A 25193-nucleotide genomic window follows, 5' to 3' on the forward strand; every position below is an offset into this window, starting at 1 on the left:
CGGACAGCGCTCAGGCGTGGTGATGCAACCAGGCGTGCTTGGGAATGGCGGCCTGCTTGCCCGGCTTCTCGAAGCGCTGCCAGATTTTCTCGTGGAAGTAGAAGCCCACCGAGTTGCACAGTGGTTCGACCGCCGCCACCAGACCGCCGACCGCGATGCTGCCGGTCAGGGCGTAGGCGACGCTGAAGGCAATGCAGAAGTGCATGAGGGTGAAGGTCACTGTCTTGAGCATGGCGCACCTCGATAAATGAGAATTGTTCTTTCTTGGTGTGCAAGGTAGCCGTGTGCGCGTTCGGCCGGAAATGGCGGTTGCTCATGAGGTTGATAGCCAAGCTATATCGATTTCAGGTAATCGATTTCTGGCCTTTGTTGCTTGGCCAGTGCGTCGATGCCGGCGCGCCCGGCGGCGAAGTCGTCAAGGAACGTGGCGAGCGCTTCTAGCGGCAAGGGCTTGCTGAGCAGATAGCCCTGGATGAAGTCGCAACCGAGCTCCTGGAGAAAGCCCAGCTGCTCGGCATTCTCCACGCCCTCGGCCACGACCCGCAGATTGAGCGTGTGGGCCATGCCGACGATGGCCTGGACGATCTGCCGGTCGGCGTTGGCCTCGGGCAGTTCGAGCATGAAGGAGCGATCGATCTTCAGGGTGTCCAGCGGCAGGCGCTTGAGGTAGGCGAGGGACGAATAACCCGTGCCGAAGTCATCGATGGAGATGCCCACGCCCAACTCGCGGATGCGTTGCAGCAGCGTCAGGGCCTGGTTGACGTTGCTCATCAGGGCGTTCTCGGTGACTTCCAGCTCCAGGCGCTGGGCGCGCAGGCCGGAAGACTTGAGCGCGCGGGCGACCTCGTCGGGCAGGTCGTCGTGGCTGAGGTTGAGCGCCGAGCAGTTCACCGCGACGCGCAAGTCCGGGTGGGCGTGCTTGGCGGTGAGCTGACGCAGGTCGTGGCAGGCGCGGCGCAGCACCCAGGCGTCCAGCTCGCCGATGAAACCGTTGGCTTCGGCGATGCCGATGAAGCGATCCGGAGCGAGCAGGCCGAGGCGCGGATGCTCCCAGCGCACCAGCGCCTCCAGCTTGCCGATGCGGCCGCCCGCCAGGTCGAGGATCGGCTGGTAGTGCAGCACCAGGCCACGGTCTTTCTTCAGCGCCTGGCGCAGCTCTTCCTCCAATTCCAGCTCCATGCTCGCCTTGTTGCGCAGGTGCTCGCTGAAGAAGTGCACGGCGTTACGACCGCTGCCCTTGGACTGGTACAGCGCCAGGTCGGCATGCTTGAGCAGCTCCTCGCAGGTCTCGCCGTCGCGCGGGTAGATGGCGATACCGACGCTGGTGGTCATCACCATCTGCCGGCGGGCCAGCGTGATCGGCTTCTTCATGCGCGCCATGATGCGCTGGGCCAGGTGACGGGCCTCCTCGATGCGGCCGAGGCTGAGCAGGATGCAGAACTCGTCGCCGCCGAAGCGCGCGATCACGTCCTGGTCGCGCAGGGTGTGGCGGATGCGCTCGGCCACTTCCTTGAGCAACTGATCGCCGGCGTCGTGGCCGAGGCTGTCGTTGATGCGCTTGAAGTGATCGATGTCGAGGAACATCAGTGCCAGCGCCTGGCCTTGCTGGGCATGGCTGCGCAGCTTCTCGGCGAACACTTCGTTGAACGAGCGGCGGTTGAGCAGGTTGGTCAGCGGGTCGTAGTGGGCCGCTTGCTGCAGCGAGGCGCGCGCCTGGTTGAGCTGGTTGAGCAGCGAATTGACTCGCAGCAGGTCGCGCTCCTTGTGCTGCAACTTGCGATCGGCCCAGGCCGCACCGAGGCCGCCGCCGATGGCGAGCAGGGCGATCAGGCCGATGCTCACGCCGAGCTGCTTGGGGTTGCCGGGGCTCTGCAGCTCCAGCGGCGTGCCCAGCGGCACTATCAGCTCCATCGCCCACATGCCGGTGAAGTGCATGGAGACGATGGCCCCACCCATCACCAGGCTGGCGGCGATACGCAACAGTTGATGCAGCAGGCCTTCGCGGCCGCGGAAGAACAGCGACAGCTGCAGTGCGGCGAGACTGGCGACGATGGCGATGACCACCGACAGGGCGAACAGCCCGGGGCGATAGTAGATCTGCGCCTCGGAGCGCATCGCGGCCATGCCGCTGTAGTGCATCAGCGCGATGCCGAGGCCGATGCACAGCGCCGACAGCAGGCGCTGGCGCAGGGAAGGGTTGGATTCGGCGAGGCCGGGCATGGCCAGCAGGGCGGCGAGGATGACCACCAGCAGCGAGGCCACCGTGGTCGGCAGGTCGTAGCGGATCGCCACCGGCGCCTGGAAGGCGAGCATCGCGATGAAGTGCATGCCCCAGACGCCAACGCCCAGGCTCAGCGCGCCGACCGCGCACCAGTTGCGCCGTGCCGCGGGGCGCTCCGCGTGGCCGGCGCGCTCGGCGAAGCTGAGGGTGGCGTAGCCGGCGACGCAGGCGACGAGATAGGACAGTACGACCAGCTCGAGCGAGTGGCTGCAGTCCAGCAGCAGTTGTGCGCCGTCGGGCACGGCAGTGAAAAAACGCAGACCCAGCCAATCCATAGCAGGTGACCTCGGGGGCAGAGTGCAGGGACTTCAGGCTCAGGAAAAACCTGAGTATAGACGGCCGTACCAACAGCAAGTTCAGGCCCGCCGCGGTGCCTAAGACTTTGGTCGCGGTTACGACTAAGGTCGTCTGTCTCGCCTGCCTTGTCGCTCGCAGAGTGGCCTTCACCCGTAACTCGTGCTGTGGAGGACAACAACAATGAACGACAGCCTGTACCAGCGGATCGAGCAGAATCCGCGCTTCAAGGAGCTGGTCGCCAAACGCGACCGCTTCGCCTGGACACTCTCCGCGATCATGCTCGCCCTGTACGTGGCGTTCATCCTGCTCATCGCCTTCGAACCGCAGGTGCTCGGCACCCGCATCAGCGCCGATTCGCCGATGACCCTGGGCATTCCGCTGGGCGTCGGCCTGATCCTCTCGGCCTTCGTGCTGACCGGCATCTACGTCAAGCGCGCCAACGGCGAATTCGACCGCATGAACCAGGAAATCCTGGACGAGGTGCAGAAATGATCGCACGCATCCTTTCCGCCATCGGCCTGATGGCGCTCGCCCCGACCCTGTGGGCCGCCGGCGCTCTCGAGGGCGAGGTACAGCGCCAGCCGCTGAACATGGCCGCCATCGTCATGTTCGTCGCCTTCGTCGGCTTCACCCTCTACATCACCTACTGGGCCTCCAAACGCAGCAAGTCGGCGGCCGACTTCTACACCGCCGGCGGCGGCATCACCGGCTTCCAGAACGGCCTGGCGATCGCCGGTGACTACATGTCGGCGGCGTCCTTCCTGGGTATTTCCGCCCTGGTATTCGCCTCCGGCTACGACGGCCTGATCTACTCGATCGGCTTCCTGGTCGGCTGGCCGATCATCCTCTTCCTGATCGCGGAGCGCCTGCGCAACCTCGGCAAGTACACCTTCGCCGACGTCGCCTCGTTCCGCCTCAAGCAGAAGGAAATCCGCACCCTGTCCGCCTGCGGTTCGCTGGTGGTGGTGGCCTTCTACCTGATCGCGCAGATGGTTGGCGCCGGCAAGCTGATCGAGCTGCTGTTCGGCCTGGACTACCACGTCGCGGTGATCCTGGTCGGTATCCTGATGGTCTGCTACGTGCTGTTCGGCGGCATGCTGGCCACCACCTGGGTACAGATCATCAAGGCCGTGCTGCTGCTGTCCGGTGCCTCGTTCATGGCGCTGATGGTGATGAAGCACGTCGGCTTCGACTTCGGCACCCTGTTCACCGAAGCCGTGAAGGCGCATCCGAAAGGCGAGGCCATCATGAGCCCCGGCGGCCTGGTGAAGGACCCGATCTCGGCCATCTCCCTCGGCCTGGCGCTGATGTTCGGTACCGCCGGCCTGCCGCACATCCTGATGCGCTTCTTCACCGTCTCCGACGCCAAGGAAGCCCGCAAATCGGTGTTCTACGCCACCGGCTTCATCGGCTACTTCTACATCCTGACCTTCATCATCGGCTTCGGCGCGATCCTGCTGGTCGGCACCAACCCGGACTTCAAGGACGCCGCCGGCGCCCTGATCGGCGGCAACAACATGGCGGCCGTGCACCTGGCCGATGCCGTGGGTGGCAGCCTGTTCCTCGGCTTCATCTCGGCCGTGGCCTTCGCCACCATCCTCGCGGTGGTTGCCGGCCTGACCCTGTCCGGCGCCTCGGCGGTGTCCCACGACCTGTACGCCAGCGTGATCAAGAAGGGCAACGCCAACGAGAAGGATGAGCTGCGCGTGTCGAAGATCACCACCGTGATCCTCGGTGTGCTGGCCATCGGCCTGGGCATCGCCTTCGAGAAGCAGAACATCGCCTTCATGGTCGGCCTGGCCTTCTCCATCGCCGCCAGCTGCAACTTCCCGGTGCTGATCCTCTCCATGTACTGGAAGAAGCTGACCACCCGCGGCGCCATGATCGGCGGCTGGCTGGGCCTGATCACCGCGGTGGGCCTGATGATCCTCGGCCCGACCATCTGGGTGCAGATCCTCGGCAACGCGACGCCGATCTACCCCTACGAGTACCCGGCGCTGTTCTCCATCCTGGTTGCCTTCGTCGGTATCTGGTTCTTCTCGATCACCGACAAGTCCACCGCCGCCGACGAGGAACGCGCGCGCTTCTACCCGCAGTTCGTGCGCTCGCAGACCGGTCTGGGCGCCAGCGGTGCCGCGGCCCACTGATCGATAGCTCCGTGTGAACTGGGCAGCCCTCGGGCTGCCCTTTTTTTTTTGCCAATCGGATCTGTGCTGCGGGCGCCGCCCTGGTCCAGCGGGCTTGAGGCGGCCAGCCCGCCTGAGGCAAGGTAGAGCACCGATCCTTGCGAAGCAGGCGACGCCATGGACAGCACGTTTCTGATCATCCCCGGCTATGGCGGCTCGGGCCCCGAGCACTGGCAGAGCCGATGGCAGGCGCTAGACCCGCGCTTTCGCCGGGTCGAGCAGCGCGACTGGTGGAATCCAGACTGTGGCGAATGGGTCGAGACCCTGGAGCGGGCCGTGGCCGCCAGCGGTCCGCATACCGTGCTGGTGGCCCACAGCCTGGGCTGCGGCCTGGTGGCGCACTGGGCGGCGCAGACCCGCCAGCCCATTCGCGCCGCGATGCTGGTGGCCCCGCCCGACCCGGAAGGCCCGGCGGCGGAGCTGAACATCCAGGGCTTCGTCCCCGTGCCCGATCTGCCGCTGGCCTTTCCCAGCCTGGTCGTGGCCAGCAGCGACGACCCCTACAGCAGCCTGGAACATGCCCGCTCGGCGGCCACCCGCTGGGGCAGTCGCTGGCACAACCTGGGCGCGCGCGGGCATATCAACAGCGAAAGTGGTCTGGAGAATTGGGCGGAGGGGAGGGCGTTACTGGCGTCTTTGCTGGAATGAAAAAAGCCCCGCATCGGCGGGGCTTTTTCATGGCGGGGAAGGCGGCGTTCAGCCTTCCATCTGCGACTGCAGGTAGTTCTCCAGGCCGACCTTGCCGATCAGGCCCAGTTGGGTTTCCAGCCAGTCGATGTGCTCTTCCTCGGATTCCAGGATGTCTTCCAGCAGCTCGCGGGTACCGTAGTCGCCGACGCTCTCGCAAAAGGCAATGGCGGCCTTGAGATCGGGAACCGCGGCCTGTTCCAGGGCCAAGTCGCTGGCCAGCATCTCCTGGGTGTTTTCGCCGATCATCAGCTTGCCCAGGTCCTGCAGGTTGGGGATGCCTTCGAGGAAGAGGATGCGCTTGATCAGCTTGTCGGCATGCTTCATCTCGTCGATCGACTCGTGGTACTCGTGGTCGCCGAGTTTCTTCAGGCCCCAGTCCTCGTACATGCGGGCGTGAAGGAAGTACTGGTTGATCGCGACCAGCTCGTTGCCGAGGATCTTGTTCAGGTGCTGAATGACCGCCTTGTCGCCTTTCATGATGGGGATCCTCGTAACGGTGAGAGGGAAAAGATCGATGCGGCGAAGTTTGCGCCAGCGACAACGCTCGGTCAAATATAAGTTATTGAATTTCAAGCAAAATTGAATATTAATGAGAGTGTTTATCTAGTGCGTTTTATCGCTAAATAGTTGAATTGAGAGAATAAAAACTTACGGCGCCGACACACTTCTCCCAAACCGGCCATCAAACTTTTTTCATCGCCAAGAGAACACGCCATGCTGCTGCGTCTGGCCGCCGACACGGTGGTGCTGATCCACCTGCTGTTCATCCTGTTCGTGCTGCTGGGCGGCTTGCTGGTGCTGCGCTGGCCGCGCCTGGCGCTGGTGCATTTGCCGGCAGCGGCCTGGGGCATGGCGGTTGAGTTCCTGCACCTGTATTGCCCGCTGACTCCGCTGGAGAACCAGCTGCGCCTAGCCGCCGGACAGGCGGGTTATGACGGTGGCTTCATCGAGCATTACCTGATTCCGCTGATCTACCCGGCCGGGCTGACTCCGCAGATCCAGTTGTGGCTGGGCGGCGTGGTGATGGTGGTGAATGCCCTGGTCTATGGCTGGCTGCTGCTGCGCCTGTGGCGACGCTAGGCGTTCTTCTGCCCCGTCATTCAGCCGCCTGATGCAGCGCCGCCGGTGAGGTTGGCTTGGCTACACTCGCCGCAACCTCACCACAGAACAAAGGCAAGCAGTATGCAAAACCGCATGATGATTACCGGCGCCGGTTCCGGTCTGGGACGCGAGATCGCCCTGCGTTGGGCCCGTGAGGGCTGGCGCCTGGCGCTGTGCGACGTGAACGAGGCCGGTCTGGCCGAAACCCTGAAGCTGGTGCGCGAGGCCGGCGGCGATGGCTTCACCCTGCGCTGCGACGTGCGTGACTACAGCCAACTGACCGCCGTGGCTCAGGCCTGCGAGGAGCGCTTCGGCGGCCTCGACGTGTTGGTCAACAACGCCGGCGTGGCCGCCGGCGGCATGTTCGCCGACCTCAGCCTGGAAGACTGGGACTGGCAGCTGTCGATCAACCTGATGGGCGTGATCAAGGGCTGCAAGGCCTTCCTGCCGTTGCTGCGCGCGAGCAAGGGCAAGGTCATCAACATCGCCTCCATGGCGGCGCTGATGCAGGGCCCGGCGATGAGCAACTACAACGTCGCCAAGGCCGGCGTGGTGGCGCTCTCCGAGAGCCTGCTGATCGAGCTCAAGCCCGAAGGCGTGGGCGTGCACGTGGTCTGCCCGTCGTTCTTCCAGACCAACCTGCTGGACTCCTTCCGCGGCCCGACCCCGGAGATGAAGCAGCAGGTCGGCAAGCTGTTGGAGGGCAGCCCGATCAGCGCCAGCGACATCGCCGGCTACATCTACGACGAAGTGGCCAAGGGCGAGTTCATGATCCTGCCCCACGAGCAGGGGCGCATGGCCTGGGCGATCAAGCGGCAGAACCCGCAGATCATCTACGACGAGATGACCAAGATGTGCGAGAAGATGCGCGCCAAGATGGGCGCCGCCTGATTGCAGTGGGTATGAAAAAGGGGCAGCCGAGGCTGCCCCTTTTTATTGCGTGCTGTTTGTGGGAGCGGCTAGCCGCGAGCTGTCAATCGCGGCCGAGCCCGTTCCCACTGTCTGGCGCGTAGCCCGGATGAAATCCGGGTCCGCCCACTCCATTTCCGGATTTCATCCGGGCTAGCGGTTATCAGCCCGCCACCAGTACGCGGATCGCCTCCAGCCGCAGGGCCGCCTTGTCGAGGAAGCCCAGGCCGCTCTCGCGCTGCTTGCGCAGAGCGTCGATCTCGGCCGGGCGCACCGTCGGATTGACCGCCTGCAAGGCCGTCATGCGCGCGATCTCCTCATCCAGCGAGGCGGTGAAGCGCCGGCGCGCTTCCTCGATACGCGCGGCATGGCGCGGCTGCACCTTGGCCTCGGCGGCGCCGATCTGCTTGGCCAGCACGTCACGCTGGGCCTGCACGAACTTGTTGGCGCTGGCGCGCGGCACGCTCTCCAGCTGGTCGTTGAGGGTGTCGAAGGCCACCTTGGAAGCGAGGTCGTTGCCATTGCCATCGAGCAGGCAGCGCAGCGCCACCGGCGGCACGTAGCGGCCGAGCTGCAGCGCCCGCGGCGCCACCACTTCGCTGACGTAGATCAGCTCCAGTAGCACGGTGCCGGGCTTGAGCGCCTTGTTCTTGATCAGCGCCACCGCGGTGTTGCCCATGGAGCCGGACAGCACCAGGTCCATGCCGCCCTGCACCATGGGGTGTTCCCAGGTGAGGAACTGCATGTCTTCGCGGGCCAGGGCCTGGTTGCGGTCGTAGGTGACGGTCACCGCCTCGTCGTCGCCGAGCGGGAAGCTGGCATCCAGCATCTTCTCGCTGGGGCGCAGCACCAGGGCGTTCTCGGAGTGGTCCTCGCTGTCGATGCCGAAGGCGTCGAACAGCTCTTCCATGAAGATCGGCAGGGCGAACTGGTCGTCCTGCTCGTGGATGTCATCGACCAGTTGCTGGCCATTGCCGGCACCACCGGAATTGAGCTCCAGCAGGCGGTCGCGACCGCTGTGCAGCTCGCCCTCCAGACGCTCGCGCTCTGCCTTGGCCTCGTTCAGCAGGGCCTGCCAGACGCTGTCGTCAGTGTCTTCCAGCAGGGGCAACAGGCGCGGGCCGAACTGGTGCTGCAGTGCGTTGCCGGTCGGGCAGGTGCTGAGGAAGGCGTTCAGCGCCTGGTGGTACCACTGGAACAGGCGCTCCTGCGGGCTGTTCTCCAGGTACGGCACGTGCAGCTGGATGACGTGCTTCTGGCCGATGCGGTCGAGGCGGCCGATGCGCTGTTCGAGCAGGTCCGGGTGCGCCGGCAGGTCGAACAGCACCAGGTGGTGGCTGAACTGGAAGTTGCGGCCCTCGGAGCCGATCTCGGAGCAGATCAGCACCTGGGCGCCGAATTCCTCGTCGGCGAAGTAGGCGGCGGCGCGGTCGCGCTCGAGGATGTTCATGCCCTCGTGGAACACCGTGGCTGGGATGCCGGAGCGCACACGCAGGGCGTCTTCCAGGTCCATCGCGGTTTCGGCGTGGGCGCAGATCACCAGCACCTTCACGCGCTTGAGCATCTTCAGGGTGTCGATCAGCCAGTCCACGCGCGGGTCGAATTTCCACCAGCGGGCTTCTTCGCTACCGTCCTGTGCCTGATAGCTGACTTCCGGATACAGGTCGGCGTGCTCGCCCACCGGCAACTCCATGTATTCCACCGGGTTGGCCAGCGGGTAGGGGTGCAGTTCGCGCTCCGGGAAGCCCTGCACGGCGGCGCGGGTGTTGCGGAACAGCAGGCGTCCGGTGCCATGTCGGTCGAGCAGCTCGCGGATCAGCCGCGCCGCGGCTTCGCTGTCGCCATCGGTGACGGCGGCCAGCAGGGCCTCGCCCTCGGCGCCGAGGAAACGGGCGATGGTCGCGTGGCCCTGTTCGGACAGGCGGCCGTCGTCCAGCAGCTCCTGCACCGCCTCGGCCACCGGTCGGTAGTGGGCGCTCTCGGCGCGGAAGGCTTCCAGATCATGGAAGCGGTCCGGGTCGAGCAGGCGCAGGCGGGCGAAGTGGCTTTCCAGACCGAGCTGCTCGGGGGTGGCGGTGAGCAGCAGCACGCCGGGGATGATCTCGGCCAACTGCTCCACCAGGCGGTACTCGTCGCTGGCCTTTTCCGGGTGCCAGACCAGATGGTGGGCCTCGTCGACCACCAGCAGGTCCCAGCCCGCGGCGAAGGCGGCGTCCTGGGCCTTCTCGCTGTCCTTCAGCCATTCCAGCGAGACCAGCGCCAGCTGGGTGTCCTCGAAGGGGTTGCTGGCATCGCTCTCGGCGAAGCGCTCGGCGTCGTACAGGGCGACCTGCAGATTGAAGCGGCGGCGCATCTCCACCAGCCACTGGTGCTGCAGGTTCTCCGGCACCAGGATCAGCACCCGGCCGGCGCGGCCGGAGAGCAGCTGGCGGTGGATCACCAGGCCGGCCTCGATGGTCTTGCCCAGGCCCACTTCGTCGGCCAGCAGAACGCGCGGGGCGATTCGGTCAGCCACTTCGCGGGCAATGTGCAACTGGTGGGCGATGGGTTGGGCACGGGCGCCGCCCAGGCCCCAGAGGCTCGATTGCAGCAGGCGCGAGCGGTGCTCCAGGGTGTGGTAGCGCAGGGCGAACCAGTTCAGCGGGTCGATCTGCCCGGCGAACAGGCGGTCGCTGGCCAGGCGGAACTGGATGAAGTTGGAGAGCTGGGTTTCCGGCAGGCTGTAGGGCGCGTGCTGGGCATCGAAGCCGTGGTAGACCAGCAGGCCGTCGACGTCCTCGACCTCCTGGACGGTGAGCTTCCAGCCTTCGAAGTGGGTGATCTCGTCGCCCGGGGCGAAGCGCACGCGGGTCAGCGGCGCATTGCGCAGCGAATACTGGCGGGTTTCGCCGGTGGCCGGGTAGAGCACCGTGAGCAGGCGGCCGTCGGAAGTGAGGATGGTGCCGAGACCGAGCTCCGCCTCGCTGTCGCTGATCCAGCGTTGCCCCGGTTGATACTGCACAATGCCACTACTTGCCATGAAAAGCCCCAGCTGCGAAAAAAGCCGCGTATGTTAACGGAAGGTCGCGCCCAGAGCGACGCCTGCCGCTGAATCTCTACGTGCGCAGCCTGTCCAAAGTGTAGCGGTCGTTCAAGTCGGAGAGGTTCCGGCCGACAGCAGGGTTAACCAGGGATACTCCAATGCTACCGCCCATTCCTCACAGTCTGGCCCCCGTCACCGCCCAGCAGGACGTGATGAAGCCGCGCCCGGACATTCCGCCGGTCACGCCGACCAACGAGAGTGCCAACGAGAGCGAGGTGGGTCTGGACAAGCGCCACCCGCAGGAAGCCGAGGAGCTGTTGCGCGAAGAACAGCGCCGCCGCCAGCGCCGTGGCTACACCCCGGAGGAGCTGGCCGCGATGGAAGCGCACAGCCCCGAAGAGGAAAAGCTGCTCGAAGAACTGCCGCGCCAGGGCCTGTGGGTGGACGTGGAAGTCTAGAGCGCCCCGTGGACCTGTTCGCTTCCCAACCCCTCGAGTTGCCCGGCGCCGAGCTGGACTACCGCCCGCACTGGGTCGATCCTGCTACCGCCGATGCCTGGTTTCGTCAATTGGCAGAACAAACGCCATGGGAGCAGCCGCAGCTGCTGATCCACGGCCAGCGCTTTCCGGTGCCGCGGTTATTGGCGTGGTACGGCGACCCCGAGGCGAGCTACCGCTATTCCGGCCTGCTGCATCGGCCACTGCCCTGGACGCCGCTGCTGGCCGAGATCCGCGCCCGCGTGCAGGAGGTCGCCGGCCAGCCGCTCAACGGCGTGCTGCTCAACTATTACCGCGACGGCAACGACTCCATGGGCTGGCACAGCGATGACGAGCCGGCGCTGGGGCCCGATCCGCTGGTCGCCTCGCTCAACCTCGGCGGGCCGCGGCGCTTCGACCTGCGGCGCAAGGGCAGTGGGCGCATCGAACATTCGCTGCAGCTGGATAACGGATCGCTGCTGGTCATGCGCGGCGCAACGCAGCATCATTGGCAGCATCAGGTGGCGAAGACCCGCAAGCCGGTGGCGCCACGCATCAACCTCACCTTTCGCCTGATCCGGTCCAGACCATGAGTGACGACAAGCTGATCGACTTTGGCGCCGAGCGCAGCAAGCGCATACACGACCTGCACGACAAGAAGCTGGGCGAGCTGCGCCAGGCCTTCGAGCAGGCGCTGCCGCTGCCCAAGGACAAGAAGAAGTCCAAGCCGAAGAAGAAGCGCTGATCCCGCCTGCGGCGCCCTGTCGCGGCGCCCACCCCACCGGACATTGATCCGGATCAATTCCCGCCGCCACGCCTCCTCTAATCTGAACCCATCAAAACAGGGTGCAGCACAAGGAGGCAGCCATGTTCATCGACACAGTAGTTCTCGCCGGTATCGGTACGGTCGCGCTGATGGTCGCCTTCTTCGGCGGCGTCGGTCTCTTCATCTGGAAGGATTCGCACAAGAAGGCCAAGGCGACAGCCAAGGCCGAGTGATCCCTCCGAAACAGTGCACGCAAGGCATTTGGGGCGACTTCGGTCGCCCATTTTTTTGCCCGCATAAAAAGAGGCCCGCACATGGCGGGCCTAAACGTGGGTTCAGCGTCGTCGCTGCCAGAGGCGGAAGGTCGGCTCGGCGAGGAACAGCACGCACATCAGCCGCAGTACCTGCAGCCCGGTGATCAGCGGCACCGACAGGGCCAGCGCCTCGGCGGTCAGGCTCAGCTCGGCGATGCCGCCGGGCATCATGCCCAGCATCAGCGAGCGCGGATCGAGCGCCCCGAGCCAGCTCAGGCCCTCGGCGGCCAGGGCGGCGGCCAGCATCGCCAGCGCGGTGGCCAGCACCACCAGGGCGACGAAGCGCGGCGCGCCGCGGAAGAAATCCCGGCTGAAGTGGCAGCCCAGGGCGCTGCCGATCAGCCATTGACCCAGCTCGCTGGTGCCCGCCGGCAGGCTCGGTGAGCGCTCGAGCAGCACCACGGCCGCGGCGCTGAACAGCAGCGGGCCGAGCAGCCAGGGGTTCGGCTGGCGCAGGCGCTGCCAGAGCAGGGCGAACAGCGCGCCGCCGATCAGCAGCGCGGCCAGCAGTGGCAGGTCGCTCGCGCCGGCGCTGTGAGCCAGGGTGGGCGGTACGTCCAGCCACCACTGGAACAGCGCCGGCACGCAGAGCACCACCAGGAGCAGGCGCAGGCTCTGGGCGGCGGCCACCTGGCCGGGATTGGCGCCGTTGCGCAGGCCCAGGTTGACCATTTCACTGGCGCCGCCGGGCATGCTGGCGAAGAAGGCGGTGGCTCGGTCATGGCCGCTGCTGCGCAGCAGCGCGATGCCGATCAGGCAGGTCAGGCTGGTGAGCAGGGCGCCGGCCATGAGCAGGCCGGCATGGGCGGCGACCTGCTCGACCACGGCCGGGCTGAAGTGCAATCCGATGCCGGTACCGACCAGCCACTGCCCGGTCTTGCGGCCACCGGGCACTTCACGCAGATCGAGTCCGGCCAGGCAGCGCAGCAGGATCACCGCCAGCAACGAGCCGACCATCCACGGCAGCGGCCAGCCGATCAGGCTGGCCAGGTAGCCGCCGGCGGCGCCGACGACCGGGGTGAGCAGCCAGTTAGGCATGGGCCGCCTGCGGGCGCCGGCGATTGCGCCACCAGCGCAGGCCCGGCAGGGCCAGCATCAGCGCGGCCAGCGCCCACAGCACCAGGCTGATCGGGCTGGACCAGAGGATGCCCAGCTCGCCGTTGGAGATGGACAGGGCGCGGCGCAGGTTGTCCTCCATCAGTTCGCCGAGGACGAAGCCGAGGATCAGTGCAGACAGCGGGAAGTCCGTCTTGCGCAGCAGGTAGCCGAACACGCCGAGGCCGATCATCAGCACCAGGTCGAAGGTGGTGCTGTGCACCGCATACACCCCGACCAGGCTGACGATGATGATGGCCGGCACCAGCACCCAGTTGGGCACGCTGAGCATGCGCGAGAACAGGCCGACCAGCGGGATGTTCATCACCAGCAGGATGATGTTGCCGATGAACAGCGAGGCGATCAGGCCCCACACCACGTCCGGCTGCTGCTCGAACAGCAGCGGGCCGGGAGTGATGTTGTACAGGGTCAACGCGCCGATCATCACTGCGGTGGTGCCGGAGCCCGGCACGCCGAGGGTCAGCATGGGGATCAGCGAGCCGCAGGCCGAGGCGTTGTTGGCCGCTTCCGGGGCGGCCAGGCCGCGCAGGTCGCCCTCGCCGAAGCGGCCCTTGGCGCCGGCAAGGCGCTTCTCGGTCATGTAGGTCATGGCGCTGGCGATGGTTGCGCCGGCACCGGGCAGGGTGCCGATGACGAAGCCGGTGAGGGCGCTGCGCACCGCGGTCCAGCCGACCGAGCAGAATTCCTTGAAGTTGAACAGCAGGCGGCCGCTGGCCTTGATCGCCTGCTGGCCGGTGGCGGTCTTCTCCAGCATCAGCAGGATCTCGCTGACGCTGAACAGGCCGATCACCACGATGACGAACTGGATGCCGTCGGACAGGCTGACGCTGTCGAAGGTGAAGCGGTACACGCCGGTGGTGGCGTCCACGCCGACGGTGGCCAGGGCCAGGCCCATCAGCGCCGCCATCAGCGTCTTGACCGGTTTGTCGCCGACCATGCCGCCCAGGCAGGTGATGGCGAACACCATCAGCACGAAGTACTCGGCCGGGCCGAAGGCCACCGCCCATTTCGCCAGCAGCGGCGCGAACAGCACCACGCCGATGGTGGCGATGGTGCTGCCGATGAAGGAGCACACGGCGGACAGCGACAGGGCGATGCCGGCCTTGCCCTGGCGGGCCAGCGGGTAGCCGTCGAGGGAGGTCATGATCGCCGCGGCGTCGCCCGGCACGTTGAGCAGGATGGCGGAGATGCGCCCGCCGTATTCGCAGCCGAGGTACACGGCGGCCAGCAGGATCAGAGCGGTCTCTGGCGGCAGCCCGAGGGCGAAAGCCAGCGGCAGCAGCAGCGCCACGCCGTTGATGGGGCCGAGGCCCGGCAGCATGCCGACGATGGTGCCGACGAACGCGCCGAACAGGGCCATCAGCAGGTTGACCGGGCGCAGGGCGACATCGAAGCCCTGGGCGAGGAAATTCAAGGTTTCCATGTCGTTACTCCACCAGGAAAGTGAGGACGCCCAGCGGCAGCGGCACGTCGAGCAGAAGGTCGAACAGCACGTACAGCAGCACGCCCATCAACACCCCGGAAATGGCGCAGGCCAGCGGCCGGCCGCCGAATAGCAGGCCGAGGACGGCCGCGGCCAGGGCGGTGCTGAGCACGAAGCCGAGCGGTTCGAAGAGCAGGGCATACGCCAGCAGGACCAGCACGCAGAGCAGGGCGCGCAAGCTCTGGTGGCGGCTCAGCAGGTGCTCGAGGTGGCTGGGTCGCAGGATCAGCCACAGGGAACCGGCGGCCATCAGTGCCAGCAGCAGCAGCGGGTAGGCGCGCGGGCCGACCGGGTCGTAGGAAAAGGGTGCCTGGAAACCCCAGGCGATGACGGCCAGTCCGGCGCACAGCAGCAGCCAGACCGCGCCGAACAGGCGGTCGTACATGATGGAAGTCCTCGAAGATGGGGCGGGAAGCGTCGCGGTCGACGGAAAGGCAAGGCGGGAGGCGGCGAGGCGAGGGAGTCGATCAATCAACTACCGAGCCGAGCCGCCTGCCAACAGCGCCTTGCCTGGCCCTGCAACTTCCCTATTGCATCAGGCCGAATTCGCCGGCCAGCGCCTTGTACTCCTGCACCTGCTTGAGCACGAAGGCCTTCAGTTCGTCGCCGGTCATGCTCAGGGGGAACAGGTCGCGCTGCTCGCGCAGCTTGGCGAACTCGGGGCTGGCCAGCAGGGTGTCGAACTGGGCCTTCCACCAGGCGAAGTCCTCGTCGCTGACCTCCGGGCCCATGTAGAAGCCGCGGATCACCGGCCAGCTGATGTCGTAACCCTGCTCCTTGGCCGTCGGCAGGTTGGCCAGCTTGCCCGGCAGGCGCTCGTCGGAGAGCACCGCCAGCACGCGGATCTTGCCGGCCGCCAGCTGCGGAGTGACCTCGCCCAGGCCGCTCGAGGTGACCTGCACGTGGCCGCCGAGCATCGCGGTGAGGGTTTCGCCGCCGCCTTCGAAGGCCACGTAGCGCAGCTTCTGCGGCTGGATGCCGGCGGCGCGGGCGATCAGCGCGGTCTGCATCCAGTCCTGGCCGCCGATGGTGGCGCCGGCGCCGAAGACGATCTTGCCCGGCTCCTTCTTCAGCGCCTGCACCAGGTCGTCGAGGGTCTGGTAGGGTGAGTCGGCGCGCACGCTGATGGCGCCGTAGTCGGTGCCGATGCCGGCCAGCCAGCGCACGGCGTTCTCGTCGTAGCGGCCGAACTTGCCCTGGGCCAGGTTGAGCAGCGAGCCGGAGGAGAAGGCGGTGATGGTGCCGGCTTCCTTCGGGCGCTGGGCGACCACGGCGTTGTAGGCCACCGCGCCGACGCCACCGGGCATGTAGGTGACGCGCATCGGTGCCTCGAGCAGGCCGCTGTCTTTCAGGCCGCTCTGGGCCAGTTTGCAGGTCAGGTCGAAACCGCCGCCGGGCTTGGCCGGGGCGATGCACTCGGGGCGCTTGGGCTCGGCCAGCAGTTGGCTGGAAAGGGCCAGGGTGGCGCACGCCAGGGCGATACGGGACAGGGCTGTCTTCATCATCTTTCTCCTGTGGAGTTTTATTGTGGCTTACCAGATGGGCAGGGCGTAGCCGACGATCACGCGGTTCTCGTCCGCGTCGCGGGCGAAGCTGGAGCGGAAGCTGGCATTGCGCAGGCGTACGTAGAGGTCTTCGAGCGGGCCGCTCTGCACCACGTACTTGAACTCGATGTCGCGTTCCCACTCGCGGCCTTCTTCCGTGCTGCCGGCCACTTCGGCGTTGTCGCCCTTGATGTAGCGGGTCATGAAGCTCAGGCCGGGTACGCCGAGAGTGGCGAAGTCGAAGTCGTAGCGGGCCTGCCAGGAGCGCTCCTCGGCGTTGGCGAAGTCGTTAATCTGCACGAAGTTGACCAGGAAGGGATCGCTGCCATCGACGTAGGCGAAGCCGGTATCGCCTTCCATCTGCTGGTAGCCGAGGCCGACCTTGTGGCCGCTGTGGGCATAGGTAACTAGGCCGTTCCAGGCGCGGTTGTCGACCTCGCCGGCCCTGGCGGAGCCGCTGTCGTCGCTGACCGACAGGCGCAGGTCGGCGCTCAGCGTGCCGCCGCCCAGCGGCTGGCTGGCCAGCAGGCCGAGGAAGTGCTGGCGGTAGATGTCTTCGACGTCGGCGTAGTAGTAGCGCGCCGTCATGCCCTTGGCGAAGGTCCAGTCGAGGCCGGCCAGGTCCATGTGCTCGGCCGTCACGCCGCCGGCGAAGCGGCCGTTCTTGCTGTTGAGGATCAGGTCTTCGGAGTTGGTCGAGGCGCGGTCGATCACCTTGTCCAGGCGCCCGCCGGTGAAGCTCAGGTTCTCTATCTCGCTGGAAGTCAGCAGACCGCCCTCGAACACCTGGGGCAGCAGGCGGCTGTCGCTGGCCTTGGCCACCGGCAGCTCGGGGATGTGCGAGCCGTAGCGGAATTCGGTTTCCGATACCTTGACCTTGGCGATCAGGCCCAGGCGGCCGAAAGTATCCGGGGTGCCGCCGTCGTCCTGCACCGGCAGCAGGTCGGTGCCGGCGCGGCCCTTGCCGGAGTCGAGCTTGACGCCAAGCTGGCCGAGGGCGTCGAGGCCGAAGCCGACAGTGCCTTCGGTGTAGCCGGAGCGGACGTCGAGCAGGAGGCCCTGGCCCCATTCCTCGCGCTTGTTTTGGCCATCGCCTTCACGGAAGTCGCGATTCAGGTAGATGTTGGTAGCGGTAAGGGTGGCGCTGCTGTCTTCGAGGAAGGCGGCGTGGCCGGCCGTGGCGGCAGAGCTGACGAGAATGGCCAGGGCGAGGCGGGTCGCAGGCAGTGCGATGCGCATGCGGGGTGGTCTCCAATTGTTGTTCTTGTCACACCGGGGCAACCACGCTCCCGGCGTTTTACGGGTGGATCGAGCCACCCTGTCCGCGATCCTAGGAGTCGAAGCTTTCGCCAGCCTTTCAGCCTGAAAGAAACCCGCGCTGCCCTTCACAGGCCGGCCGCGCTGGTTAAACTCGGCGCATAACGACAAGGTTTTTGGAGTGTGCTGCCGTGCGAATCCTGCTGGTCGAGGACCATCTGCCCCTGGCCGAGAGCGTGGCCCAGGCCCTGCGCGGCGCCGGTCTGACCGTCGATGTGCTGCACGACGGCGTGGCCGCGGAGCACGCCCTGGCCAGCGAGGACTACGCCCTGGCGGTGCTCGACGTGGGCCTACCGCGGCGCGACGGCTTCGAGGTGCTGGCGCATCTGCGCGGCAAGGGCAGGACCCTGCCGGTGCTGATGCTCACCGCCCGTGGCGAGGTGAAGGATCGGGTCCACGGCCTCAACCTGGGCGCCGACGACTACCTGGCCAAGCCGTTCGAACTGTCCGAGCTGGAGGCGCGGGTCAAGGCCCTGCTGCGGCGCAGCGTGCTCGGCGGCGAACAGCAGCAGCGCTGCGGCGAACTGGTCTACGACCTCGGCACCCGGCGCTTCAGCCTGCGCGAGCAGTTGCTCAGCCTGACCTCTCGCGAGCAGGCGGTGCTGGAGGCATTGATCGCCCGCCCCGGCCGGGTGATGAGCAAGGAGCAGTTGGCCGACCAAGTGTTCGGCCTGGACGAGGAGGCCAGCCCGGACGCCATCGAGATCTACATCCACCGTCTGCGCAAGAAGCTGGAGGGCGACAGCGTGCGCATCGTTACCTTCCGCGGCCTGGGTTACCTGCTGGAATCCACCGGTGACTGAGGTCGGCGCCGGCAGCCTGCGCGGCCGCTTGCTGCGGCGCCTGGCGGCGCTTCTGGTCATCCCGCTGCTGCTCGGCAGCCTGAGCGCCTACTGGAATGCCCGGGTAGCGGCCGACGAGGCCTACGACCGCACCCTGCTGGCCTCGGCCCGGGCCATCGCCGACGGTCTCTATACCGAGGAGGGCCGGCTGCGCGCCGACGTGCCCTATGTGGCGCTGGACCCCTTCGCCTACGACCTGGAGGGGCGCATCTTCTACCAGGTCAGCGATCTCGAGGGACGCCTGGTATCCGGCTACGACGGCCTGCCGGCGCCGCCGGCGGGCACCCTGCGCACCGACGACTATCCGGCCCTGGCGCGTTTCTACGACGGCGAGTTCGATGGCGTCGGCGTGCGCCTGGTAAGCCTGCTGCAGCCGGTGTCCGAGCCGGGGATGAACGGCATGGCGGAGATCCGCGTGGCCGAGACCGATGTGGCCCGCGTGCGCATGGCTCGCGGAATGCTGCTCGATACCCTGTGGCGCATGGGCCTGCTGGCGCTGATCACCCTGGCCCTGGTGTGGCTCGCGGTGAGCGCCGCGCTGCGCCCGCTGGAACGCCTGCGGTCGGCGGTGGAGGAGCGCCAGCCGGACGACCTGATGCCGCTGCCGATGGTCCAGGTGCAGGACGAGCTGCGCCCGCTGGTGGCCTCGCTCAACCACTTCACCGAGCGTCTGCGCCAGCAGTTCGAGCGCCAGGCGCAATTCATCGGCGATGCTTCCCACGAGCTGCGTACGCCGCTGGCGGCGCTCAAGGCGCGCATCGAACTGGGCCTGCGCGAGCGCGAGCCGGGGCTGTGGCGCAGCACCCTGGAAAAGGCGGCGCAGAGCACCGACCGGCTGACCCACCTGGCCAACCAGCTGCTGTCGCTGGCGCGCATCGAGCGTGCCGCCCGCGCCGTCGCCGAGGGCGGCGCCGAGCGGCTCGAACTGACCCAGCTGGCCCGCGAGCTGGGTATGGCCCTGGCGCCGCTGGCACATCAGCGTGGTATCGCCCTGGCGCTGGAGGCGGAGACCGAGGTGTGGCTGCGCGGCGAGCCGATGCTGCTGCATGAGCTGATCTACAACCTGGTCGACAACGCGCTGGCCCATGCCCCTGGCGGCAATGTGGTGGTGCGGGTGCTGGCGCCGGCGCGGCTCGAGGTGGAAGACGATGGGCCGGGGATCCCGGCGGAGGAGCGTGAGCGGGTGTTCGAGCGCTTCTACCGACGCAACCCACAGGGCGGTGGGGCGGGCTTGGGGCTGGCGATCGTCGGCGAGATCTGCCAGGCCCATCGCGCCAAGATCGAACTGGCGCAGGGCGGATTGGGCGGGCTGCTGGTGCGGGTGAGCTTCTCGCCGGCCTAGGGCCGTCGCCGCCTGGCCGTGCCCCAGATGACGCTCGCCCTCAGTAGGCGAGGCTCAGCGGCTGCTGTATCTCCAGCAGGTACTGGCTGACCTTGCCGCTGTCCTGCAGCGTCTTCAGTCCGCGGTTGAAGCGATCCATGCGCTCGGCATTGCCGGGCACCTGCCTCGACAGCAAGAGGTGCAGGGTGTCGCTGCGCAGCGCCTGGGGATGGAAGGACAACCGGGCGCGGTCTTCGCGGCTGAACTGGCTGTGCAGCATGTCGAAGGCCACCACCTTGTCCATCAGGAACACGTCCAGGCGGCCGGCCAGTAGCATGCGCAGCCCCAGTTCCTCGTTGCTCAGGCGCTTGACCTTGATCGTGCCGTCACGCTCCGCCTGCTGGAAGGCGGCGCCGTAGTCGTAATCGATGGCGCCGCCGATGCGCAGCGACTGGAGATCGGCGATGTCGCGCCACTCCAGGGAAAGGTCCTTGTGGTGGAACAGGTAGTAGCTGGTTTCCACCACCGGCTCGCTGATGAAGAAGGCTTGTTCTCGCTCCGGGCTGCGCAGCCAGACGGCGCTGCCGGCGCTCTTGCCACGCTCGGCGCTGTGCAGGGCGCGGGCCCAGGGGTAGAACTCCCACTGCACGCGCACGCCCTGCAGGGCGAAGGCTTCCTCGACGATGCGCGAGGCGACGCCGTGGTGGGGCAGGCTGCGGCCGAGGTAGGGGGCCCATTCGCCGTTGGTCAGGCGGATCTCGTCGGCCGTGGCGGCGAATGGAAGGAGGAGGGCGAACAGCAACGACAGCAGATGCATGGCGCGTTTCCTTACCCTGTGCTGAGCGGGACGGCACAGGGGCCTTCGGTCCCGTGGCGTACGTCTTGATCGCCGCCCGGCCAGGCCGGGCATGCGTGCAGTCTAGTCAGGATATACGCGTTGCGTGTCGGGATGGCGACAGCGTCACTGCAACATGCTGGTGGCGGCTTCCATGGCGGCGGAAAGGTCTTCGTCGGCCTGCATGTCGACGTTCGGATCCAGGCCGAGCTTGGCGAATGCCGGGACCTGGCTCCAGTCCAGCTGGGTATAGGGGTGCTCGCTGCCCAGGTAGCTCTGCAGCGTGGCGACCTGGACGATGTCCACGTAATCCACCTTGGGCGAGTTGCGGCTGAAGTCCAGATGCTGGGCCGGGACGATGGCGATCGGCTCGGGGAATTCCCAGGCGCGCAGGATCTTGTCGCCGATGATCGGGTGAATCTTCTCGATCACGTAGTTGAGGCTGATGGAGTCGGCCAGCAGGGCATTGTTCTCTTCGGCGTAGGTCAGGATCGGCAGCACGCCAATCTGGTGCACCAGGCCGGCCAGGGTGGCCTGATCGGGCATCAGTCGGGTGTAGTGGCGGCACAGCACGTGGCAGATACCGGCGATCTCGGTGCTCTTGTTCCACACCTCGCGCATCTTGCGGTCGACCACGTCGCTGGTGGCCTGGAACATCTGCTCCATGGCCAGGCCGGTGGCCAGGTTGCAGGTGTAGTTGATGCCGAGGCGGCTGACCGCCATCTGCAGGTCGGTGATTTCCTTGCTGGTGCGCAGCAGCGGGCTGTTCACCACCTTGATGATGCGCGCGGTCAGGGCCGCGTCGTTGCCGATCACCTTGCTCAGCACCGGAATGCTGATGTTCGGATCTTCCGCCGCCTCGCGCACCTTGAGCGCCACTTCGGGCAGGGTCGGCAGCACCAGCTCATCGTTCTCGATGGCGTGGATCAGTTCATCTTGGACTTTTTCGGCAAGCTTGCTCATTTCGGTTCTCGGGTCGCTCGGCCGCTTCAGTTTAGGTGCTGCAGCGGACTTCGTTCAGGTATGCCCGGGTTGTACCGCGTTTGCCCGGGGTCATGCATCAGCTTTTTCGACTAGCGCTGGATTTCGCGATCCGCGTCGAGTTCGTAAGGCAAATCGAGCAGGCGCAGTGCGGGGCCGTCGGTGCTGCCGAGGTGGATGCGGCCGTCGGCGACGGCGTCTTCCTGCAGCACGGCGAGCAGCTCGGCGCCGTCGTCGGAGCGAGCCGCCAGCACCACTTCGCCGACACTTGAGCCATGCACGGGCGAGAACAGCTCGACGCCCGGCTCCGGCACTTCGCCGTGGGCCAGGCTCAGGCGCTGCAGGCGGCGCTTGAGCTTGCCGAGGTATTGCATGCGCGCGACGATTTCCTGGCCGGTGTAGCAACCCTTCTTGAAGCTGACGCCGCCGACCGCCTGCAGGTTGATCATCTGCGGGATGAACAGCTCGCGGGTGGCGCCGAACACCTGGCCGATGCCGGCGCGGACCTGGCCGAGCAGCCAGTCGTCGAGTGGCGCCTCGCGCAGCTGGGCGCGTAGACGGGTCTGCAAACTATCGGCCTGCTCGGCCGGGGCCCAGAGTTCGGCGCGGCCGCCGGGCAGGCGGATGGCGGTCAGGCCGTTGGCGCGGGTGACTGCATCGGCTTGCTGGGGCAGGTCCATGCCCAGGGCGAGCAGGGCGCCGTCGCCGCCGCTCAGGCCGAAGCGCACCCAGGCGGCGGATTCGTCGGCGAGGGCCGATTTGGAGAACACCGCGTATTTCTTCAGGTCCGCCAGCTGCGCCTCCAATAGCTCGGTGGCCATGGCCAGCAGGTAGCCGTCGCCGTCCCGGACGATGCGGAAGCTGGACGTCATGCGGCCCTTGGGCGTGCAGCGCGCGCCGAGGCTGGAGGTGTGCTCGTCGAGGTAGTTGAGGTTGCAGGTGAGCTGGCCCTGGAGGAACTTGGCGGCATCGGCGCCGCGTACGGCGAGCAGGGCTTCGTGGCTCAGAAGGGTGAAGAAGGCGGAGTCGGCCATGGGCGCTCGCTGGTCAAAAAGTCAGGGCGTCATCATAGAGGCCGCCCGGCGCCTTGTCAGCCGGTGCCGAGCGCGCGCCGCGCCGCTATACTGCGCGCCTTTAGTACAGGAGCCGCTGCATGGCCGACGCTACCGAACTGAACCGACTCTTCTGGCACAGCCGCCGCGGCATGCTGGAGCTGGACGTGTTGCTGGTGCCCTTCGTCAAAGAGGTTTATCCCAGCCTGGATGCCGAGGACCAGGCGCGCTACCGCAAGCTGCTGGAGTGCGAGGACCAGGACATGTTTGGCTGGTTCATGCAGCGCGGCGAGCCGGAAGACGCCGATCTGCGCCGCATGGTTCGCATGATTCTGGATCGTGTCCAGCCCAAGTAAGCACTTCGAATGCCGCTGGCAGGCCTCGCGCCTGCTGCTGGCGGTCTACCTGGCGGCGCTGGCCCTGGCGCTGCTGACCCTGTCGCTCATCGATCTGCCGCACTGGGCTGCCGCGCTCGGCGTGCTTGCCTGTCTGCTGCATGCCGCCTGGGTGTTGCCGCGGCAGATACTGTTGAGCCATCCCGGTGCCGTCACCGGTCTGCGCCGGGATGAGGAGGGCTGGCAGCTGTTCAGTCGGCGCCACGGCTGGATGCCGGTGCAGCTACGGCCGGACAGCCTGGCGCTGCCGATGGTCGTGGTGTTGCGCTTTCGTCTGGCCGGCGAGCGCCGTGCTCGCGGCCTGTGCGTGCCCATGGATGCGTTGCCGCGAGAGCTGCACCGGCGCCTGCGGGTGCGTCTGAAGTTCAGCCGGCGAAGGTGGGCGGCACCAGAATAGTGTCGTGCGCCTCGGGCAGCAGCTCGGGATAGTCCAGGGTGTAATGCAGGCCCCGGCTCTCCTGGCGGCGCATCGCCGATTCGATCATCAGCTCGGCGACCAGCGCGAGATTGCGCAGCTCGATCAGGTCGCGGCTGACCCGGTAGTTGGAGTAAAACTCGTCGATCTCGTCCAGCAGCAGGCGCACCCGGTGCTGGGCGCGCTGCAGGCGCTTGTTGGTACGCACGATGCCCACGTAGTCCCACATGAAATGCCGCAACTCGTCCCAGTTGTGGGCGATGATCACGTCCTCGTCCGAGTCGGTCACCTGGCTCGCGTCCCAGGCCGGCAGGCTCTGCGGGGTCGCGACCTGATCCAGGTGCTCGAGGATGTCCTCGACCGCAGAGCGGGCGTAAACGAAGCACTCCAGCAGCGAATTGCTGGCCATGCGGTTGGCGCCGTGCAGGCCGGTGAAGCTGGTTTCGCCGATGGCGTAGAGGCCCGGCACGTCGGTACGGCCGTGCCGGTCGACCAGCACGCCGCCGCAGGTGTAGTGGGCGGCCGGCACCACCGGGATGGGTTGGCGGGTGATGTCGATGCCGTACTGCAGGCAGCGCTCGTATACGGTGGGGAAGTGCGCCTTCACGAATTCCGCCGGCTTGTGGCTGATGTCGAGGTAGACGCAGTCGACGCCCAGCCGCTTCATTTCATGGTCGATGGCGCGGGCGACGATATCGCGCGGCGCCAGCTCCGCGCGCTCGTCGAAGCGTTCCATGAAACGCTCGCCGTTGGGCAGCTTGAGATGTGCGCCCTCGCCACGCAGCGCCTCGGTGATGAGGAAGCTCTTGGCCTGCGGGTGGTACAGGCAGGTGGGGTGGAACTGGTTGAATTCCAGATTGCCGACACGACAGCCGGCGCGCCAGGCCATGGCGATGCCGTCGCCGCTGGCGCCGTCCGGATTGCTGGTATAGAGGTAGACCTTGGCGGCGCCGCCGGTGGCCAGCACTACGAATCGCGCGCAATGGGTGTCCACTTCGCCGCTGTTGCGATCCAGCACATAGGCGCCGACGCAGCGCTGGCCGGGCAGGCCGAGTTTGCGCTCGGTGATCAGGTCCACCGCCACGCGCTGCTCCAGCAGCTCGATGTTGGCCCGCTTACGCGTCTGCTCGAGCAGGGTGTTGAAGATGGCGGCGCCGGTGGCGTCCGCGGCATGGATGATGCGGCGGTGGCTGTGGCCGCCCTCGCGGGTCAGGTGGAACTCGAAACTGCCTTCCTCGCGATCTGGTTTGTCCTCGCGGGTGAAGGGCACGCCTTGCTCGATCAGCCACTCGATGGCCTCGCGGCTGTGCTCCACGGTGAAGCGCACGGCATCCTCGCGACATAGGCCGCCACCAGCGTTGAGGGTGTCGGCGACGTGGGATTCGACAGTGTCCGCATCGTCCAGTACCGCAGCCACGCCGCCCTGGGCCCAGTAGGTGGAACCGTTGGCCAGGTCGCCCTTGCTCAGAATGGCGATGCGCAGGTGCGCGGGCAGTGTCAGCGCCAACGTCAGACCGGCTGCGCCGCTGCCTATGACCAGGACATCGTGTTGGTAGTGTCGGCTCATCTACTGCTGATTCCGCGGGACCGATATGGCGCGCCTAGTATATAGAGGGGGTGGGCGGCACAATAGCGGCCTTATGACGTAGCAAAGCGCTCTGGAACTTTCTTAGTCAATCAAGTTCCAACGACAGTTGCCCGAGCTGCCGGTCGTATAGGTGCGGCAGCAACAGGGCTCAGATCATTCGGAGCGGCGGTCGCAGTACTGCAGTGTCTCGCGAAAACCCCAGTGGATGGCGCGAGACTTATTGGAGGGGAGAACTTTTGCATAAAGCCCGAGTCTATCTTGG

Annotated in this window: 26 protein-coding genes; 13 read left to right on the forward strand and 13 right to left on the reverse strand. The window is 66.6% G+C overall.

The genetic code is table 11. The annotated features are described in order from the left end of the window. Positions 1 to 10: 10 nt before the first annotated feature. Positions 11 to 232, reverse strand: coding sequence for a DUF2061 domain-containing protein (locus tag NF616_RS01220; protein ID WP_252271202.1), 222 nt, complete (start codon positions 230 to 232; stop codon positions 11 to 13). A gap of 101 nt (positions 233 to 333) precedes the next feature. Beyond that, a complete protein-coding gene (locus NF616_RS01225; protein WP_252271203.1) occupies positions 334 to 2556 on the reverse strand; it encodes a putative bifunctional diguanylate cyclase/phosphodiesterase in 2223 nt (740 codons plus the stop codon). 202 nt (positions 2557 to 2758) lie between these two features. Here NF616_RS01225 and NF616_RS01230 point away from each other — a divergent pair, with 202 nt between their 5' ends. The 3 genes from NF616_RS01230 to NF616_RS01240 all read left to right on the forward strand — a co-directional run bounded on the left by NF616_RS01230 (position 2759) and on the right by NF616_RS01240 (position 5412). Beyond that, positions 2759 to 3070, forward strand: a complete 312-nt coding sequence (locus NF616_RS01230) for a DUF485 domain-containing protein (protein WP_252271204.1) — start codon at positions 2759 to 2761, stop codon at positions 3068 to 3070. Then, on the forward strand, positions 3067 to 4725 hold the full coding sequence (locus tag NF616_RS01235) for a cation acetate symporter (protein WP_252271205.1): 1659 nt from the start codon (positions 3067 to 3069) through the stop codon (positions 4723 to 4725). Before NF616_RS01230 ends, NF616_RS01235 begins: the two co-directional genes overlap by 4 nt. Positions 4726 to 4881: 156 nt before the next feature. Continuing rightward, positions 4882 to 5412: an RBBP9/YdeN family alpha/beta hydrolase gene (locus NF616_RS01240; protein ID WP_252271206.1), complete on the forward strand. Its 531-nt coding sequence runs from the start codon at positions 4882 to 4884 to the stop codon at positions 5410 to 5412. 48 nt (positions 5413 to 5460) lie between these two features. On the opposite strand, the gene bfr is transcribed toward NF616_RS01240, so the two are convergent. Beyond that, positions 5461 to 5931 carry a bacterioferritin gene (gene bfr, locus NF616_RS01245; RefSeq protein WP_252271207.1) on the reverse strand — a complete coding sequence of 157 codons (471 nt, stop codon included), beginning with the start codon at positions 5929 to 5931 and terminating at the stop codon, positions 5461 to 5463. Positions 5932 to 6168: 237 nt separating this feature from the next. On the opposite strand from bfr, the gene NF616_RS01250 reads away from it, so the two are divergent. Beyond that, positions 6169 to 6534, forward strand: a complete 366-nt coding sequence (locus NF616_RS01250; RefSeq protein ID WP_252271208.1) for a DUF2784 domain-containing protein — start codon at positions 6169 to 6171, stop codon at positions 6532 to 6534. Between the two features lie 102 nt (positions 6535 to 6636). Next, on the forward strand, positions 6637 to 7446 hold the full coding sequence (locus tag NF616_RS01255; protein WP_252271209.1) for an SDR family oxidoreductase: 810 nt from the start codon (positions 6637 to 6639) through the stop codon (positions 7444 to 7446). 181 nt (positions 7447 to 7627) lie between these two features. Here NF616_RS01255 and rapA read toward each other — a convergent pair whose 3' ends face one another. Continuing rightward, positions 7628 to 10483 carry an RNA polymerase-associated protein RapA gene (gene rapA / locus NF616_RS01260; RefSeq protein WP_252271210.1) on the reverse strand — a complete coding sequence of 952 codons (2856 nt, stop codon included), beginning with the start codon at positions 10481 to 10483 and terminating at the stop codon, positions 7628 to 7630. A gap of 161 nt (positions 10484 to 10644) precedes the next feature. On the opposite strand from rapA, the gene NF616_RS01265 reads away from it, so the two are divergent. The 4 genes from NF616_RS01265 (at position 10645) to ccoM (ending at position 11961) form a co-directional block, all read left to right on the forward strand. Beyond that, on the forward strand, positions 10645 to 10944 hold the full coding sequence (locus tag NF616_RS01265; protein ID WP_252271211.1) for an aspartate-semialdehyde dehydrogenase: 300 nt from the start codon (positions 10645 to 10647) through the stop codon (positions 10942 to 10944). Positions 10945 to 10952: 8 nt separating this feature from the next. Continuing rightward, positions 10953 to 11555: an alpha-ketoglutarate-dependent dioxygenase AlkB family protein gene (locus NF616_RS01270; RefSeq protein ID WP_252271212.1), complete on the forward strand. Its 603-nt coding sequence runs from the start codon at positions 10953 to 10955 to the stop codon at positions 11553 to 11555. Continuing rightward, on the forward strand, positions 11552 to 11707 hold the full coding sequence (locus NF616_RS01275; RefSeq protein ID WP_252271213.1) for a hypothetical protein: 156 nt from the start codon (positions 11552 to 11554) through the stop codon (positions 11705 to 11707). Before NF616_RS01270 ends, NF616_RS01275 begins: the two co-directional genes overlap by 4 nt. Before the next feature lie 122 nt (positions 11708 to 11829). Then, positions 11830 to 11961, forward strand: coding sequence for a cytochrome c oxidase subunit CcoM (gene ccoM / locus NF616_RS21190; RefSeq protein ID WP_286674863.1), 132 nt, complete (start codon positions 11830 to 11832; stop codon positions 11959 to 11961). A gap of 102 nt (positions 11962 to 12063) precedes the next feature. Here ccoM and NF616_RS01280 read toward each other — a convergent pair whose 3' ends face one another. The 5 genes from NF616_RS01280 to NF616_RS01300 all read right to left on the reverse strand — a co-directional run bounded on the left by NF616_RS01280 (position 12064) and on the right by NF616_RS01300 (position 17424). Continuing rightward, positions 12064 to 13080, reverse strand: a complete 1017-nt coding sequence (locus tag NF616_RS01280; RefSeq protein WP_252271214.1) for an AbrB family transcriptional regulator — start codon at positions 13078 to 13080, stop codon at positions 12064 to 12066. Continuing rightward, a complete protein-coding gene (locus NF616_RS01285; RefSeq protein ID WP_252271215.1) occupies positions 13073 to 14581 on the reverse strand; it encodes a tripartite tricarboxylate transporter permease in 1509 nt (502 codons plus the stop codon). The genes NF616_RS01280 and NF616_RS01285 overlap by 8 nt, the downstream gene beginning before the upstream one ends. A 4-nt stretch (positions 14582 to 14585) precedes the next feature. Beyond that, the gene (locus NF616_RS01290) at positions 14586 to 15026 is read right to left on the reverse strand and encodes a tripartite tricarboxylate transporter TctB family protein (RefSeq protein ID WP_252271216.1); all 441 of its coding nucleotides are present in this window, start codon (positions 15024 to 15026) and stop codon (positions 14586 to 14588) included. Between the two features lie 142 nt (positions 15027 to 15168). Further along, a complete protein-coding gene (locus tag NF616_RS01295) occupies positions 15169 to 16143 on the reverse strand; it encodes a Bug family tripartite tricarboxylate transporter substrate binding protein (RefSeq protein WP_252271217.1) in 975 nt (324 codons plus the stop codon). Positions 16144 to 16173: 30 nt separating this feature from the next. Beyond that, complete coding sequence (locus NF616_RS01300) at positions 16174 to 17424, reverse strand: OprD family porin (RefSeq protein WP_252271218.1); 1251 nt, start codon at positions 17422 to 17424, stop codon at positions 16174 to 16176. A gap of 209 nt (positions 17425 to 17633) precedes the next feature. On the opposite strand from NF616_RS01300, the gene NF616_RS01305 reads away from it, so the two are divergent. Continuing rightward, positions 17634 to 18305, forward strand: a complete 672-nt coding sequence (locus NF616_RS01305) for a response regulator (RefSeq protein ID WP_252271219.1) — start codon at positions 17634 to 17636, stop codon at positions 18303 to 18305. Beyond that, positions 18298 to 19686 (forward strand): sensor histidine kinase, encoded by a 1389-nt coding sequence (locus tag NF616_RS01310; RefSeq protein WP_252271220.1) that lies wholly within the window; start codon positions 18298 to 18300, stop codon positions 19684 to 19686. Before NF616_RS01305 ends, NF616_RS01310 begins: the two co-directional genes overlap by 8 nt. Before the next feature lie 40 nt (positions 19687 to 19726). Here the strand turns inward: NF616_RS01310 and NF616_RS01315 are convergent, their stop codons facing one another. The 3 genes from NF616_RS01315 to ygfZ all read right to left on the reverse strand — a co-directional run bounded on the left by NF616_RS01315 (position 19727) and on the right by ygfZ (position 22515). Beyond that, positions 19727 to 20482 (reverse strand): substrate-binding periplasmic protein, encoded by a 756-nt coding sequence (locus NF616_RS01315; RefSeq protein WP_252271221.1) that lies wholly within the window; start codon positions 20480 to 20482, stop codon positions 19727 to 19729. Positions 20483 to 20626: 144 nt separating this feature from the next. Next, positions 20627 to 21463: an HDOD domain-containing protein gene (locus NF616_RS01320; protein ID WP_252271222.1), complete on the reverse strand. Its 837-nt coding sequence runs from the start codon at positions 21461 to 21463 to the stop codon at positions 20627 to 20629. A gap of 110 nt (positions 21464 to 21573) precedes the next feature. Beyond that, entirely contained in the window at positions 21574 to 22515 is a 942-nt protein-coding gene (gene ygfZ / locus NF616_RS01325) for a CAF17-like 4Fe-4S cluster assembly/insertion protein YgfZ (RefSeq protein ID WP_252271223.1), read from the reverse strand. A 119-nt stretch (positions 22516 to 22634) separates the two neighbouring features. On the opposite strand from ygfZ, the gene NF616_RS01330 reads away from it, so the two are divergent. Continuing rightward, positions 22635 to 22889 (forward strand): FAD assembly factor SdhE, encoded by a 255-nt coding sequence (locus NF616_RS01330; RefSeq protein WP_021699280.1) that lies wholly within the window; start codon positions 22635 to 22637, stop codon positions 22887 to 22889. Continuing rightward, complete coding sequence (locus tag NF616_RS01335) at positions 22873 to 23325, forward strand: protein YgfX (protein WP_252271224.1); 453 nt, start codon at positions 22873 to 22875, stop codon at positions 23323 to 23325. Before NF616_RS01330 ends, NF616_RS01335 begins: the two co-directional genes overlap by 17 nt. On the opposite strand, the gene nadB is transcribed toward NF616_RS01335, so the two are convergent. After that, positions 23294 to 24910, reverse strand: a complete 1617-nt coding sequence (gene nadB / locus NF616_RS01340; protein WP_252271225.1) for an L-aspartate oxidase — start codon at positions 24908 to 24910, stop codon at positions 23294 to 23296. The genes NF616_RS01335 and nadB overlap by 32 nt on opposite strands. Positions 24911 to 25193 lie beyond the last annotated feature (283 nt).

Origin of the sequence: Pseudomonas subflava, from assembly GCF_023823685.1 — a bacterium.
In the GTDB taxonomy this organism is placed as follows: Bacteria; Pseudomonadota; Gammaproteobacteria; order Pseudomonadales; family Pseudomonadaceae; genus Aquipseudomonas; species Aquipseudomonas subflava.